Annotated in this window: 10 protein-coding genes; 4 read left to right on the top strand and 6 right to left on the bottom strand. The window is 65.6% G+C overall.

Annotation, left to right across the window (positions count from 1 at the left end; all coding sequences use genetic code 11):
- Window positions 1-31 precede the first annotated feature (31 nt).
- From ACX80X_RS17895 to ACX80X_RS17885, 3 genes are all read right to left on the bottom strand, one after another.
- Window positions 32-1,222 carry an MFS transporter gene (locus tag ACX80X_RS17895; protein ID WP_252598554.1) on the bottom strand — a complete coding sequence of 397 codons (1,191 nt, stop codon included), beginning with the start codon at window positions 1,220-1,222 and terminating at the stop codon, window positions 32-34.
- Window positions 1,223-1,360: 138 nt separating this feature from the next.
- A complete protein-coding gene (locus ACX80X_RS17890) occupies window positions 1,361-1,867 on the bottom strand; it encodes an SRPBCC family protein (RefSeq protein WP_252598553.1) in 507 nt (168 codons plus the stop codon).
- Between the two features lie 13 nt (window positions 1,868-1,880).
- Window positions 1,881-2,213 (bottom strand): ArsR/SmtB family transcription factor, encoded by a 333-nt coding sequence (locus ACX80X_RS17885; protein WP_252598552.1) that lies wholly within the window; start codon window positions 2,211-2,213, stop codon window positions 1,881-1,883.
- A 189-nt stretch (window positions 2,214-2,402) separates the two neighbouring features.
- Here ACX80X_RS17885 and ACX80X_RS17880 point away from each other — a divergent pair, with 189 nt between their 5' ends.
- On the top strand, window positions 2,403-2,816 hold the full coding sequence (locus ACX80X_RS17880; RefSeq protein WP_252613824.1) for an Hpt domain-containing protein: 414 nt from the start codon (window positions 2,403-2,405) through the stop codon (window positions 2,814-2,816).
- Between the two features lie 121 nt (window positions 2,817-2,937).
- Here the strand turns inward: ACX80X_RS17880 and ACX80X_RS17875 are convergent, their stop codons facing one another.
- Window positions 2,938-4,164, bottom strand: a complete 1,227-nt coding sequence (locus ACX80X_RS17875) for a BTAD domain-containing putative transcriptional regulator (protein ID WP_459312916.1) — start codon at window positions 4,162-4,164, stop codon at window positions 2,938-2,940.
- Between the two features lie 359 nt (window positions 4,165-4,523).
- On the opposite strand from ACX80X_RS17875, the gene ACX80X_RS17870 reads away from it, so the two are divergent.
- Window positions 4,524-9,698: a peroxidase family protein gene (locus ACX80X_RS17870; RefSeq protein ID WP_459312914.1), complete on the top strand. Its 5,175-nt coding sequence runs from the start codon at window positions 4,524-4,526 to the stop codon at window positions 9,696-9,698.
- 291 nt (window positions 9,699-9,989) lie between these two features.
- Here ACX80X_RS17870 and ACX80X_RS17865 read toward each other — a convergent pair whose 3' ends face one another.
- Window positions 9,990-10,763 (bottom strand): hypothetical protein, encoded by a 774-nt coding sequence (locus ACX80X_RS17865; protein WP_252613827.1) that lies wholly within the window; start codon window positions 10,761-10,763, stop codon window positions 9,990-9,992.
- Window position 10,764: 1 nt separating this feature from the next.
- Window positions 10,765-12,474, bottom strand: coding sequence for a multicopper oxidase family protein (locus ACX80X_RS17860; RefSeq protein ID WP_252613828.1), 1,710 nt, complete (start codon window positions 12,472-12,474; stop codon window positions 10,765-10,767).
- 149 nt (window positions 12,475-12,623) lie between these two features.
- On the opposite strand from ACX80X_RS17860, the gene ACX80X_RS17855 reads away from it, so the two are divergent.
- Together ACX80X_RS17855 and ACX80X_RS17850 are read left to right on the top strand one after the other, a co-directional pair.
- A complete protein-coding gene (locus ACX80X_RS17855) occupies window positions 12,624-13,664 on the top strand; it encodes an o-succinylbenzoate synthase (protein ID WP_459312912.1) in 1,041 nt (346 codons plus the stop codon).
- A gap of 169 nt (window positions 13,665-13,833) precedes the next feature.
- A complete protein-coding gene (locus tag ACX80X_RS17850; RefSeq protein WP_252598548.1) occupies window positions 13,834-15,909 on the top strand; it encodes a PhoX family protein in 2,076 nt (691 codons plus the stop codon).
- Window positions 15,910-16,119 lie beyond the last annotated feature (210 nt).

The following is a 16,119-nucleotide window of genomic DNA, read 5'->3' as shown; positions in this document are numbered from 1 at the left end:
TTTGAGGGGTCAAAACGACAGATAGCGCTACCTACTTGGGCCGGGGCGGGTTCGGGAGGTGCGCTTCAGGCAGGCGCGGCAGGCTGGCCGCCGCGACCAGCAGTGCCAGGGCCCCGAGGCCAAACGGCAGGGCGGTGAGGGTGGCGATGCCGCCCACCAGCAGCGGCCCGCCAGCGTCACCGAGTTCCCGGCCAAGTTCTGCCGAACCCATGGTCCGGCCCATCCGCTCCGGCGGCGTGGTGTCGGCCAGATGCGCGAAGCCGAGCGGCGTGGCCAGGCCGACGCCCGCGCCAATGGCTGCCGCGGCAATGAACAGCGTGACCGGACCCGGGGTGAGGGCGATGAGTGCGACGCCCGCGGCGGTAAGGAGGAGTCCCGCCGTCGTCCCTTTGTTATCGCTGATGCGGTGCGCGTCCCGCAGCCTGCCGATCCAGGGCTGGGTGAGCACCGACGTGATGGCCAGGACACTGACCGCGGCCGTGCCGGCAACCGGGCCAAGGCCGTGTCGCGTGGCGAGAGCGGGAATGAATCCGATCGCCGCGCCGAGCGCCCCGGTCGAGGCCGCCAGCACCAGCGTGGGCACCAGGAAGCGCCGCTCGGTGACCTGGCGGGCGAGATCGAGCACGGTGTAACGCTGCCGGGGGAGCGGCGCCAGGTGCGGAACAGACACCAGCACCCACACGGCGGTGGCCGCCGCCAGCACCGAGAGCGCGCCGAACAGCAGGGCAAACCCGCCCGCCAGGATCAGTCCCGCCCCCAGCAGCGGACCGATGACGTACCCCAGGCTTTTCCACGAACCATACCGGCCGAAGTAGGTCCCGGCCTTCGTCCCCGCCGCCAGCCGCGCAACCATCGCGGACGACGCCGGCGAGAACGCCGAAGCCGCCGCGCCCTGCCCCAGCCGCGCGAGTCCAAGCATCAGCGGATCCGCCGCCCAGAGGCCGATCAGCGACAGCACCGCGAAGGCCAGGAGGCCGCCGACGATGACAGGCTTGGTTCCGATCCGGTCGCTCAGGGCGCCGAAGACCGGCTTGAGGAAGACCTCGGAAACGTCATAGAGGGCCAGCAGGATGCCCAGGTTGAGCAGCGTCAGGCCGATGTTCTCGCTCTGCGCGCCCATGCCAGCGGCGATGCTGTGGGCGCCGAACGCGGTGACGAAGCCGGCCGCGTACAGGGGAACGGTGGACGCCCGGGCGTTGACCACCTGTGCCGCGGCGCTCACGCGCGCACTTCGAGACAGGGCGCCTGCTTTAGGGAAATCACACCGCAAAGCGTAACAACAGCCGAACTGAGTAGCGCCAAGTGTCGTAATGGACTCTGAAAACGACAGTTGGAGCTACTCAGTTGGGCCGGAGGAAGCTCAGGTGAGGGACGCCGCCAGCTCCTCGATGATCTCGAACTGCTCGCGCACGCCGCTTTCCATGCCGGACTGCGCAATCATGTCCCGGACTTCCTCGCTCCCCGCATCGGTGCGGATCCGCACGGTGGTGGCGCCGCCGTCGGCCCCGTCAAAGGTGACCGTATTAAGCACGGCGCCTTCCTCGCTGTCCGGCGCGGTGCCCGGCATCTCCATGACCTCCGTGTGGACGATCCGCTCGTTGGGCACAATCTCGCGGTATATGCCGTGGAAGGCCACCTCGAATTCGCCGTGCGCCACCATGACGTATCGCCACGCGCCGCCGACCCGGAAGTCCATGGCCGCCACAGTCATCTCGCCACGCCGTCCGGGCCACCATTTCTTGACGAGTTCCGGCGTGGTCCAGGCCCGGTAGACGAGGTGCGGGGGTGCGTTGAGGGTCCGCGTGATCAGGATTTCCGTGTCGCTGGGGAACGTCACATCCATGGTGCTGCCGCTTGCCTGTGCCATTGTCCTGCTCCTTTCAGTGCTCTTCCTTGAGATCCTCCAGCACGTCCTCGAGAAGATCGAAGCGCTCCTCCCAGAGGTGCTGGTAGCTGGCCACCCAGTCGTAGATGGGCTTGAGCGCTTGCGGATTGAGCCGGTAGAGCCGCTGCCGGCCTTCGTCACGCACGACGACGGCGCCCACCTCGCGCAGCACCCGCAAGTGCCGTGACACGTGCGGCTGCGCCAGGCCCAAAAGGGTCACCAGCTCGTTGACCGGGCGCTCGCCTTGAGTGAGGGCGTCCAGGATTTCCCGACGGCGGGGCTCAGCCACCGCGTTGAACGTATCTGCCGTTGTTGCTGCCCGTGCCATACGGCGATTGTATACCCATATGGATATGCACTGGAAGGGACGGACAGCTCATCTGCCACGCAGTGCCAATGAGTTGAAAAGTCGAGTACCTACTACTGATGCTTTCGGCATCCCCGGCCGCATAGCGTCGTATGGGGGACCTGCGAGACGTCCATCGGTACACCGCTTCTGGGGGCAGGAAGGACAGCAATGGCGCCGGACGAGGGCAATGCCCTTCCCCTCCTGGATCCGGATGTCCTGGACAGGCTGCGGACAGAGCTCGAGGACGATGAGGGAGTTTGGACGGTGTTCGTGCGGAACTTCATCGACTATCTGCCCCAGAGGACTGAAAAGCTGCGTCTGACCCTGACCACCGGGGACCTGGCCGGCGCAATGGACGCTGTCCTCAGCCTCAAGACTTCCAGCCAGATGGTAGGCGCGGAGCGCCTCGCCGGGCTTGCCATGGACCTGGAACGGTCCCTTCGACACGAGACCCTCGACTCTGAACCCGCCCGGGTCCTGCCCCGGTTGGCAGCGGACCACCTCACCCAGATCAAGCGCTGCGCCCGGCAGACCAGGTATCTGCTGCAGAGATATCTTCATTCCAAGCCGGGCGGGAAGTGACACCGCTGCGTTCGACTGGCGTGCCAATCGGCACTGGTCGCGTCATCAAGCGACAACTGATGCGCAACTCGATGGCCGCCGTGGTGGACGGCCATGGAGCTTACTATGCCGGACTGGTCAATCAGCGTCCCTGGACATCACTGGTCTTTCGCCGGACGGCGTTCAACAACATGGCCAGTGAGCCGTCCTGAGGCAGCAACGCGTAGATGCCCGCAGCGGCTGCTTGCCGTTGCACCCCCGAAGTCGGGGCCAGCATCACGATGCGGGTGCGGGGCGCAGCAGCACGAATGCTGAGCGCGGCAGCCATGCCGTCGTCGTCGCGCAGGAGGTTGTCAAGGATGACGACGTCGGGCGCCAGTTCGCGGACCAGGTCAACGCCCGATTGCGCCGAGTCAGCAGTTCCCACACTGAGCATGTCCGGTTCCCGGTCCAGGGCGACGGCAAGCAGCTCGGTGAACGTCCGGTGGCGGTTGATGGTCATGACTCGAATCTTTTGTGAGTCGGGGGTGGACGCTGACACGGGCATGGCGGTGTTGGCCGTGGACTCAAGAAGCCTGGCGTAAATGGACCTCAAGACGGGACCAGGCGCACAGCCCATTTCCCGGTCCATGGTCCGCCTGCACCGTTCGAACGCACGCAAGGCCTCCGTGGGCTGGCCACCTTGCTCCAGGCCGAGGACAAGAGCCGTCCAGGCCTGCTCGCTGAGGGGATCATCCGCGACGGCCTCCCTGGCCCAGGCAGCGGCCAGCCGGGTTCTTCCCACGGCCAGGGCAGACTCCGCCGCCAGAATCCGGGCATGGAAGACGCGGGCAGCATGGCGGGTTCGCTCGCCCTCGGCCCAGGATGGCAACAGTTCATCGCCCAGCAGTGGAGCCGAAGCCAGGCCAAGAGCCTCCTGGAGCAGCACAATCGCGCGCCGCGGCACTGCGGATTCGGCCCTGCGCACCAGGGCCTCGAAGCGGTCCAGATCCAGGTCCACCAGCGACCTTTCCAGCATGTAGCCGCCGGTTACCGTCCGCAGGGGGCCGTCCTTGCCCATCCCGGGCTGCAGATGACGCCGCAGCACACTGACATAGCTTTCCAGGGTGGGGAGCGCCTCCGGCGGGGCCTGCCCGGCCCAGAGGATGTCGATCAGGCGGTCCTTGGAAACGGGTGCGCCGAGGTTCAACAAGAGGAGTTCGAGGATTTGCCGGGGCTTGGGGCCGCCCAGCTCCCCGTATCCGAGGACCGCATCCCCGCGCTGGATCCGGAGCGGACCGATGATTCTCGCATCGAGTCGGCCGGGGCCCGGCCCTGTGAGGACGGATGGCATCGTGTCATCTGAAACTGCCAGCTCTACTGAGTTCATGGGTGAACCTGCGATTCAGTTGCGAAGTTTGCTCAAGTGTGACTGTCTTGCTGGCGGGGGACACGAGTAGGGGCTACCTGTTTGAGGTTGGTAGCAGCTACTTGTTTTGTCCGGCGAATGGATGTGGAGTCCGGTGTCATTGCAGCCAACAAGGTTGTTGCAAGGTGTCCGGTGCACGATGACGTCATTCCATCCCTCCTAACGGCAGGCATGTCATGAGACCCTTTAGTTGGATGCCCTTGGGCCAGGCCGATGGCAAGGCGCCCGCATCCCCAAGCACTGAACACAGCACCTTCCCACCCAGACAAGGCCGGCACGCCGTCGCCCGCTCAGCAAGAGTCCGGCCGGCACGGGTCCGGATGATCGCAGCCATCGCGGCAATGGTCATGCCCGTCGGCATGGGATTGCCCATCGTTGCAGCCAACGCCGAAACGGCTCCGGTTGGCCAGGGGTTCACGGTGAGCCCCTCCGACCTGGCGTTCATCCTGAAACAGATCAAAATCGCCGAGGCGCACGCTGCAACGCTGTCGCCGGAGCACCCGTGTGACACCATGATCGGCACCGGTCCTGATCAGATCGCGAGCCCCCTCGTTTCCCAGGGGCTGCGGACGGTCGACGGGTCATGCAACAACCTTGTGCCCGGCCAGGAGACGTTCGGCGCGGCCGACCAGACGTTCCCACGCCTGACCACGCCGGTATTCAAGAGTGCCGAGGACTCACCTCCCGCGTTCGGCCCTTCCCAGCCGACCTCGTACGCGCAGAAGAAGGGCTCCGTTTTCGACTCCGAGCCCCGCGTAATCAGCAACCTGATCGTGGACCAGACCTCAACCAACCCGGCCGCGGTGGCAGCGGCCGGTAACCCGGTCAGGTCGCAGGGCAACGAGGGCATCGTCCCGTGCACGCCGGATCCAGATCCCTCGGCCACGCCGCCGGTCGTCGAAGATCCTGCGGGCTGCGTGCCGTCGCACCAGACCCTTTTCATCCCGAACGTGACCACGGACGTCGGCCTCTCGCCGCCCTACAATTCGATGTTCACCCTGTTCGGACAGTTCTTTGACCACGGCGTGGATCAGACCGTCAAGGGCGGAGGCACGGTGTTTGTGCCGCTGAAGGACGACGATCCACTGATCGCGGGCCCGGACCACATCCTGGGCAACGGGGACGACCTGCCGCCGCACCTGCAGTTCATGGTCCTGACCCGAGGTAAGAACCAGCCCGGTCCGGACGGCACCACAGGCGACAACCCCGCGACTCCTGCGGACGAAAGTGCTGACGATATCCAGAATGCGACCAACACGGACTCGCCCTTGGTTGACCAGAGCCAGACCTACACCTCGCACTCGTCGCACCAGGTATTCGTGCGCGAGTACGTCAACAACGCCGACGGCAAGCCGGTCTCAACGGGCAAGCTCCTCGGCGGTCCGGCTGGTCCAACGGCGGGCGGCATGGCTACCTGGGCCACGACCAAGTCCCAGGCGGAGACCTTGCTTGGTCTCAAGCTCGAAGACAAGGACGCCACGAACATCCCGATGATCGCCGCGGACCCCTACGGCAAGTTCCTCCCCGGCCCCTTGCGCGGACTGCCGCAGTACGTGACGGGTGCGGGCCTGATCGAGGGTGACAAAGCCAACCCCGTGCCGGTTCCGGCGGATGTGAAGTACTTCGACACGCCGTTCCTGACCGACATCGCGCACAACGCGGACCCGAGCCCTCAGGACACGGACCACAACCCGGGCACGGCCCCGGTCGCGCCGGCCCCGGATGCTGACAACGTGGCATCTGCCGATTTCGCCAGCCAGCCGCTTGGTACGTACGACGACGAGATGCTCAACGCGCACTTCGTCGCCGGTGATGGGCGGGTCAACGAGAATATCGGACTGACCGCCATCCACCAGATATTCCACTCGGAACACGACCGGCTCGTCGGCGACATCAAGAACGTGCTGACCACCGATACTTCCGCGAGCGGCACGGCGGCCCTGGCCGAATGGCAGGCGGCCGCCGGCGCCAACGGCTGGAACGGTGAGCGCCTGTTCCAGGCGGCACGGTTCATCACCGAAATGGAGTACCAGCACCTGGTCTTCGAGGAGTTCGCCCGCAAGATTCAACCTGCGATCAACCCCTTCGAGCCGTTTGCGTTCACTCAGACCGAGCTCAACCCCGCGGTCAAGGCTGAATTCGCCCACGCCGTGTACCGCTTCGGTCACTCCATGCTGACCGAGACAATCTCCCGCAGGAACGAGGACAGCCCCGGTCCCGACGACCAGTTCGGCACCTCCGACGACATCTTGGGGAGTCAGAACGACATCTCCTTGCTCGAGGGTTTCCTCAACCCGCCGGAGTACACCAACGGCGGCCCTGCAGGTTCGCTCACCTCTGAGGAGGCTGCGGGCAGCATCATCATGGGTATGTCGGACCAGGCCGGTAACGAGCTCGATGAGTTCGTGACGGAAACGCTCCGCAACAACCTGCTGGGTCTGCCTCTGGACCTTCCGACGATCAACATGACACGGGCACGCTCCGAAGGAATTCCGCGGTTGAACGTCCTTCGCCGGGACCTGTTCAACTCAACGAATGACGGCCAGCTGAAGCCCTACATCAACTGGATCGACTTCGGAGAGAACCTCAAGCACCCGGAGTCGCTCGTAAACTTCGTCGCGGCCTACGGCCAGCACCCGTCCATCACCGGCCCTACGACGTTGGCGGGCAAGCGGGAGGCTGCACGGCTGATCGTCAACCCCAACACCGGGGACGTTGCTCCCACTGATGCTGCTGCGTTCATGAACAGCACGGACGCCTGGGCCAACAACGGCACCCAGTCGATCACCGGCCTGGACAACGTGGACCTTTGGGTCGGCGGTCTCGCGGAGCAGACCGTTGTTTTCGGTGGCCTGCTTGGAAGCACGTTCAACTACGTCTTCGAGAACCAGCTGACGGACCTGCAGAACGGCGACCGCCTGTATTACCTGGCGCGCACGCCGGGCATGAACCTGCGCAGTGCGCTGGAGGGTAACTCGTTCGCCGAGCTGATGATGCGCAACACGAACGTGCACACCCTGAAGGCCGACTCGTTCGCCACGGCGGACTGCAAGTTTGAACTGAAGAAGCTTGCGGGCACCACCGACGGCTTTGCGGCCTCCGGCAACACCGTAGCGGATGACCCGGACTCAGACTGCGATGAGGCCGCCCTGCTGATCCGCATGCCCGACGGTACGATCAAGTACCGCGCGAGGAACACCGTAGACCCCTCCGGGATCAACGGACAGAGCGTCTACAACGGCACTGCCGGCGTGGACCGCATCTTCGGTGGAAACGACAGCGACACCTTCTGGGGTGGTGCCAGCAACGACATCATCGAAGGTGGTGACGGAGCCGACGTCGCACTCGGCGGCGAAGGCGAAGACATCATCACCGACCTCGCCGGCGACGACGTGCACAAGGGCGGTCCCGGAAACGACGCGATCGACGCCGGCCCGGGCCTGGACATCATCATGGGCGGCGATGGCAAAGACTTCACGAACGGTGGAGCCAATGCCAACGAGACCTTCGGTGGAACTGGTGACGACTTCATCATGCTCGGTCAAGGCATCGATGCCGCGTTCGGTGACAGCGGCGACGATTGGGAAGAGGGCGGGGACCAACCTGACCTCATGATCGGGGACAGCAGCAACCTGTTCTTCCTGGACGACTCCCAAAAGCCCGGACACGACATCCTGATCGGCCAGGGCGGTGACGACGACTACGACATGGAAGGCGGCGACGACGTCGGCCTCGCAGGACCCGGCGTCGAGAAGGTCGCCGGAGCCTCGGGATACGACTGGGAGATCGGTCTTCAGGATCCACAGGCACAGGATGCCGACCTGAACCTCCCGATCCCGCCGCTGGACATCCTGCAGGTGGGAGTCCGGGACAAGTTCAACGAGGTGGAGGCACTCTCAGGCGCGAACCTCGATGACGTCCTGCGTGGCGACGACGTGGTTCCCAGCGCCGTCGGCGGCGCCGGATTCATCGGATGCGACGTGCTGGACCAGGCGGGCCTTGACCGCATCGCGGGCCTTGACCCACTGGTACCGGCGCTCAGCACTCCGGCGAACACCGTCATCGCGGCGTCGGCATCCAAGAACTGCCCGCTACTGGTCCCCGACAGCAACGTCTGGGGCGATGGCAACATCCTCCTCGGCGGCGGTGGCAGCGACCTGATCGAGGGACGGGGCGCCGATGACATCATCGACGGCGACAGGTACCTCAGCGTCCGGCTCAGCGTCCGCACGGACGCGAACAACCGGCTCTCCGAGGTTGGCAGCGCGGCCGGAATGACCACGCAGTACCTGCGGGACGGAGACGGTAACCTCACCGGTGCCACCCTCCAGGAAGCCGTGTTCGCGGGAACCGTGAACCCGGGCAACATCGTGGCAGTCCGCGAGATCCTGGAAGGCACCGGCGGCACCGACACCGCGGTCTTCTCGGGACCGCTGTCGAACTACACGATCGTTGCCACCCCCGCAACGGCAACCGAACTGGCCAAGCTGACGGTCACCCAGACCGGCGCCAATGTGGCTGGCCAGCGGGCCAGCGACGGGATCGACACGCTGCGGAACATCGAGCGGCTGCAGTTCACCGATCAGGTGGTCACAGTGCAGGTGCCTGATGCGCCGGCCATCGGCTCGGCGACCGCAGGCAACAGCTCCGCGACGGTGACGTTTACGGCCCCGGCGCCCAACGGGTCCTCGGCGATCACGGGCTTCGAAGTGGTCGTGAACACCGGCGGCGCGGCAGTCCAGACGGTCACCGGCATTGCGGCCTCGGCCACCAGTGCCACGGTAACCGGACTGACCAACGGCACCTCGTACACCCTCCAGGTGCGCGCGGTGAACCAGTTCGGCGCAGGCCCGCTGTCCGCGGAATCCAACGCGGTCACACCGGCGCCCTCGGTGCCCGATGCCCCGACCGGAGTCACAGCCAGCGCGGGTGTCGCCTCGGCAACCGTTACCTGGACGGCGCCGGCCAGTGACGGAGGATCCCCGATCACAGGGTCCGAAGTCGAGGTCCGCACGGGAACCACGGTGGTCACCACCGTCTCCTTCGCCGACGCGGCCACCAGCCAGGTGGTCACCGGCCTGGCAAACGGGACCGCGTACACGTTCGTGGTCCGGGCGGTGAACGCGGCCGGAACCAGCCTGGGTTCGGCACCGTCGATTGCAATTACGACGCCGGGCACGCCAGATGCTCCGGTGATCGGAAGGGCAAGGCAAGGGGACAGAAGGGGTCCCATAACAGCCATCATCGACTGGACGCCGCCGGCCGCGACCGGCGGGTCTGCGATCACGGGCTACAAGGTGACGGCCCTGCGGATGAGTTCAGCCGCAGCCAACGCCACGGTGATCTCACGGACGGACTCCGCCGTCCTGCCGGCAACGGCGAGGACCCTGGAGATGACCCTTACAAACAACAACTACCGGTTCGTTGTAGTGGCCATCAACGCAGTAGGGACCAGCCCGGAGTCCGCCCGCTCGAACAGCGTGGTGGCACGATAGGGAAGGCAAAGCGCAGCTAGTACCTGCAGCTGGCAAGTGAAGGGGGTGGCCCCGCGGCCACCCCCTTTGCTGTGCGTGCGGAGCTGCCTGTGGGGGCACGCCACCACGGTGCCGAGCTCCCTCTGCTGCGCCGCCCCCTGTGCCGGCACACCCCTGCCTGCAGCTCCCTCGGCGGGGAAGGTAACGGGGGCATTTTTATCCAGGCATGGAAGAGGGGCCAGGCTGGCTGAGATGCAGCCTCAGCCAGCCTGGCCCTTCGTGGTTAGTTAGCGGGCAGCGGTGCTGTTCTGATCAATGGCCGTGTACCGGTTCCCGGGCAACGGACGCATCTGCGGGCTCTTTGTCCATGTCCACGCCCGTTCCTGTCCCCGAGCGCGGAGCCACTTTGACGTCGTCGGCGGTGTTCCCTGCGGCGCGCGCAACGCCGAGGCGGACAGCCTCCACAGTCTTGTCGCTCAGGAGCGGGCCGGTGTAGCCCAGTTCGAGCTCGCCGTCGCTTGCATGGGTGTCGTAGTTGCCCAGCGCATCGGCGAGGATGCCTTCCAGCGCGATTGCCTCGGCCAGAGCCCCGGGGTTGGCTGAGCTGGCGGTGAACCGGAGGTCGTGCACCAGGACCTGGGCCACATGAACGTGGTCCAGCCCCGGAAACGCCAGGTCGTGGCCGAATGCAAGGTTAACCAGTTCGCCGCCATCATCGATGGTGGCATCACTGGGCAGGGCAACAATAAGCTCTGGCACCGTGTGTTGCAGCACGTTGGCGCCCAGGACATCCGGTGAGATAGGGGACACGGCCAGCCCCAGGCTGCCGGCAGCAGAGGAGAGCGCTGCACTGAGCGTAACCAGATCCGCGTCCGGGGCCGGGTGGATGGCCACCACAATACGGCGCCGGACCATCAGCCCGTCGTAGCTCACCTGGGGCCGGCCGTTCCCCAGCTCGGAACCCGAACCGGACGTCAGGACCGCGCCGGACGGGTCGGAAGGAGAACCGGGTGGCGCTCCGGCAGTGCAGCCGGCCAACAGTGAAGAGGCCAGAACCACCGAGACGGCAACAGCAGCCGCCTTCATCTCACGTACCCGCCGGGTAACCCGGCTGGTAGCGCGGGATGAAATGGTTCGCTGGCAGGGTGTCCGGAACGGAGGGGTCGGAGGTGATGGGATCGTTGTTCCGCGGATCGCCCACGGAGAACTGCACCATCATGTCGTGGTCCTCGTGCACCAGGTTATGGCAGTGCACCATGTAGCGTCCGCCCGCCTGGGCTCCGGTGTCGAACTGCGTGAGTAAGGTGATGGACTCGTTCTCACCCGCATAGAAGACATCCTTGGGCCCCCCCTCCCACGCGAACGGTTTCCCGCCGTTGGTGTTGCGGGCGATGATCTTGGCATCGACCAGATGGATGTGGACAGGGTGGAACCACCCGCCGGATCCGTTGGTGATGGTCCACTGCTCAACGTCAAAAGGCTGCGGGTTGCCGAACAGCTTAGTGAACCCTGAACTTTCCACATCGGCCCACGTAACCCCGTTGATGGTCCATTCCCCGTTCTCCCGCTCCACCCTGAGCTCCCGCTTGGCCACAGCCATCTCCGGCGTCAGGCTCATGGTGGGCAGTCCGCCGCGGGCCGCATTCGGCGACCCGCCGTCGTCGAGCGTCTTGGGAATCGAGGAGATGCCTCCCTTCCCCGAGCCGGAGTTGCGCACTACCTCGAACTGCATGATTTTGTCCGTATTGGCAAAATCCTCGTTGTTCTTGTTGCTGAGGTTCCGCAACTGGATCTTTTGCCCCACTTTGTACTTCCGGAAGTCGATGAGGATCTCGTAGCGTTCCGCGGTGCCCTGCCGCCACGACTGCACCGCCTGGACCTTGGGCGTCATACCGCCGTCGGTGCCGACGATGTAAACCGGCTCTCCGGTGGAGAGGGTGGGCCGGTACGAACGGGTAATCGAGGCCACGAGGACCCGGAAACGGTAGATGCGCGGCTTCACTTTCATGGTTGGCCACGGCACCCCGTTGACCATGACGATGTCGCCCCACAAGCCGTCGTGGTCGTTGTCGTTGTAGCCGAACGAGCCGTCAGCATTGAACAGGGCATCCGAAATCATCAGCGGCACGTCGAACTCACCCTGCGGCAGCTGGGCGCGCTCGAACTTATCGGACAGGGGGTAGAAGCCGGCCAGCCCGGAGTACACGTTCTGGGCCGTCACGTGGTGCTTGTGGTCGTGGTACCAGAGTGTCCGCCCGGTTTGCCAGTTGGGGTAGTGGTAGTTCTTGACGTATCCCGGTGGAGTGGTGTCATTGGCGTACCCGTCGTATTGCGGCAGCGACGCCGAGCCGTGGAGGTGGGTAACGGTATGGAAGGCCATGGGATGCAGCAGGCCCAGCGCCGGGAAGTCATTGCGGATCCGCACCTCGGTCCGGGTCCCCTGGAGGGCCCGGATGGTAGGGGCGGGGAAAATACCGTTGTACCCGGCGAGCGTGGTGGTGAGCCCCGGCACAAACTGGGCTTGTCCAAGCTTCTGCGTCAGCGCGTACTTGGCATACGGGCGGTTGGGGTCGCCGTCGTCGAAGCCGGTTTCGTAAGGCTCCAGCACCGGCGGCCGCCGGAAGACCCCGGCGTACGGAACCGGGGTGTTTTGGGGCGCGAGCTGGCTCGTCGTGATGGGCGGCGTGGAGGGCGGCGTGGTGGACGAAGGAAGGGTGAGCGGGGCCCCCTTCATGCCCACGAGGCTGAATGCCCCAAGCGCTCCGCCCAGTTTTAGAACTTCCCTGCGAGATGTCATGACCTCTCCTCATGGTGAGTGGCTGCTCAACCCTGCTCAGATCATGCGCCGCGCAACTTGTAAAAAGGCTGGAGTGGCCAACCCCGGAGGCCCCTGCCAAGGGAGTGGTCGCCCGCATTACCGTCAGAGGCGGCCGGTAGAGTGAAATCATGCCCGCCGACCCAGCACGCCAGCCCCGGAACGGGTTCCCGAACCGTCCCTCCTTGGACGAACTGCTCGCCACCGCGCATGTGGTGAGCCTGCCCATGCGGGTGAAGTTCCGCGGCATCATGGAACGCGAAACGCTGCTGCTGCGCGGGCCGCACGGCTGGGGCGAGTTTTGCCCGTTCCCCGAATACGCCGACGCCGAGGCCTCCCGCTGGCTCGCCGCCACCATCGAGGCCGGCTGGCACGGCTTCCCTTTGCCAGTGCGTTCGGTGATCCCCGTTAACGCCACCGTGCCGGCAGTTGCGGCAGAGCTTGTGCCTGAGGTCCTGGCCCGGTTCGGCCGGGTGGACGCCGTCAAGATCAAGGTGGCCGAGCACGGGCAGACGCTCGACGACGACGCCGCCCGTGTCGCCGCCGTCCGCGCAGCCCTGCCCGACGCCGCCATCCGCGTCGACGCCAACGGCGGCTGGGACGTGCCCTTTGCAGTGTCGGCACTCACCCGGCTCGCCGCCGTCGGACTTGAATATGCCGAGCAGCCGGTGCCCACAATTGAGGGGCTCGCCGAGGTACGGCGGCAGCTGCGCGCCGCCGGGACGCCGGTGCTGATCGCCGCCGACGAAAGCGTGCGCAAGGAATCCGATCCCCTTAAGGTGGCGCGGGCCGGCGCGGCGGATCTGCTGGTTGTCAAGGTCGCGCCGCTCGGGGGAGTGCGGCGCGCGCTGGACATCGTGGCGCAGGCCGGGCTCCCCGCCGTCGTCAGTTCCGCGCTGGACACGTCCGTGGGCATCCGCGCCGGGCTGGCTCTGGCCGCTGCCCTGCCCGAGCTGCCGTATGCGTGCGGGCTGGGGACGGTGTCGCTGTTCACCTCGGACATCACGCGGGATCCGTTAGTGGCCGACGACGGCGCCATCCGCCTCCGCGATGTCGCCGCCGACGCCGGGCTGCTGGAGCAGTTTGCGGCTTCCGCGGAACGCCGCGACTGGTGGCTGGCCCGGCTCGCCAGGGTCCACGCCCTCCTCGCCCTCGGACGCTCTCTCACTTAACGCGGGATTCTTACGGACGCTCTCTCACTTAACGCGGGTTTTTGGGCAACGCTCTCTCACATCCCTGCGGGTCACCGCCGGTTAACCTGAACTTCACCTTGCCGACGGCTTGGCGTCGACCTGCGCTGAAAGGGTGGCCGGGACCCGATCGTCATATTGGAGGCACCCCTTGTCTGAATCGACAGCCCGTAAGTTCACCCTGCTGCCCATGCTCGGCCACACCAAAGGCAAGCGCAGTGCAGTCACCTGCGCCCTGAAATGCGACAACGCCTGCTCCGGCGACGTCTGCAACACCAGCTCCAACAGCTACTTCCGCGATATCGCGTCCGCCACCATGTCCCGCCGCGCCGCCCTGGGCTTCGGCGCCGCCGGTGCGCTCGCCGTCGTACTTGGCAGCGCCGTCACCTCCGCGGAACCGGCTGTTGCCGGCGGCCCCGGCCTGGCACCCGCCGCGAAGGAAGGCTTCACCAAGTCGAAGCTGAAGTTCACGCCCATCCCTTCAATTGACGCAGCGGTGGACGCTGTCACGGTTCCGGAAGGCTTCACCTGGCAGCCCGTGATCCGCTGGGGCGACCCCATTTTCAACGGCACCCCGGACTTCGACCTGAACAACCAGACGGCAGCCGCACAGGAAAAGCAGTTTGGCTACAACAACGACTACACCGACATCCTGGAGATTCCGGGCTCAAAGGGCCGCCGCGCGGTGCTGTTCGCCAACCACGAATACACCAACGAGAACATCATGTTCCCGGCCACCATGCCGGCAGAGCAGATGCGCGCTGTGGGACAGGCTGCACACGGCCTGTCCGTCGTCGAGCTCGAGCGCAAGAACAAGAACAAGCCGTGGACCTATGTCAAGGGCGCGCCGCTGAACCGCCGTTACCTGAACAACACCGTGTACGAGCTCACCGGCCCGGCAGCGGGCTCGGCACTGGTCACGACCGCTGAGGACTCCAAAGGCCGCTTCATCAAGGGCACGCTGGGCAACTGCGCCGGCGGCACCACCCCGTGGGGCACCATCCTCTCCGGCGAGGAGAACTTCCAGGGCTACTTCGTGGGGAACGGCACGTCCGCCGGGGACAAGCGCTACGGCATCACTTCCAAGCCGACGGCCCGCAAGTGGGAGCTCGACGACCCGCGCTTCGACACCCGCACAGCCGGCTACGAAAACGAGGCCAACCGCTTCGGTTACATCGTGGAAGTTGACCCGTTCGATCCCACCTCCATGCCGAAGAAGCACTCCTCACTGGGCCGCTTCAAGCACGAGGGCGCCAACGTGATCATCGCCGAATCCGGCCACGTGGTGGCTTACTCCGGCGACGACGAGCGCTTCGACTACCTGTACAAGTTCGTCTCCAAGGACAAGTACATCGAGGGCGACCGCAAGCACAACATGACGCTGCTCTCCGCCGGCAACCTCTACGTTGCCAAGTTCACGGGCAACTCGCCTGTCGCTGAAATCGACGGCAAGGGCACAGTCCCGGCCGACGGCTCGTTCGACGGTACCGGCGAATGGCTTCCGTTGGTGGTGGACGGCGCTTCGGCTGTGAAGGGCATGTCCGTCGAGGAGGTCCTGGTGTACACCCGCCTGGCCGCCGACAAGGTTGGCCCCACCAAGATGGACCGGGCCGAGGACGTTGAGCCCAGCCTGCACACCGGCAAGGTCTACGTTGCCTGCACCAACAACTCGGACCGTGGCAAAGCCGGCAAGGAAGGCGCCACGGAGGTCAACCCGCGCAACCTGAACCGCGACGGCCACATCGTGGAAATCACTGAAACCGGCGACCAGACCTCCACGAAGTTCCAGTGGAACCTGCTGATGGTCTGCGGCGATCCGGCCCAGGGTGACGTTACCTACTTCTCCGGCTTCCCGGTGGACAAGGTTTCGCCCATCTCCTGCCCCGACAACCTCGCGTTCGACTCCGTAGGCAACCTGTGGATCTCCACCGACGGCGCCCCCTCCGGCATCGGCAAGGCCGACGGCCTGTTCAAGGTCACCCTCGAAGGTGCCGAGCGCGGCAAGGTGGAGCAGTTCCTGGCCGTGCCGCGGGACGGCGAGACCTGCGGACCCATCATCCACGACGAGGAGCGCACCGTGTTCGTCTCCGTGCAGCACCCGGGTGAGGACGGCTCGTTCGATGACCAGCACTCCTTCTTCCCGGACTACGTCGCGGAAGGCACGACGCCGGCCCGCGGCCAGGCGCGCGCGCCCCGTCCGTCAGTGGTCCAGGTGTTCCGAGGCTAGGTCCGTTCCCTCCCACCAGGACGCTCTCTCACCTTTGGCGGGTTTTCGGCCAACGCTCTCTCACTTTCTTCAGGAAAGTGAGAGAGCGTTCGGTCGTATGGCGCATCAAGTGAGAGAGCCCCTCTCCGTCAAGCTGGTTGTGAGTCATTCATTAACTTTTTGATTGAAGGAGCCGGCGATGCCCGTTGATAACAAGGGTTTTACGCGTGA

It is taken from the genome of Pseudarthrobacter sp. MDT3-1, assembly GCF_054510755.1.
Note: the sequence above shows the minus strand (reverse complement) of the source record. Positions and strands in the feature narration are given on the sequence as shown.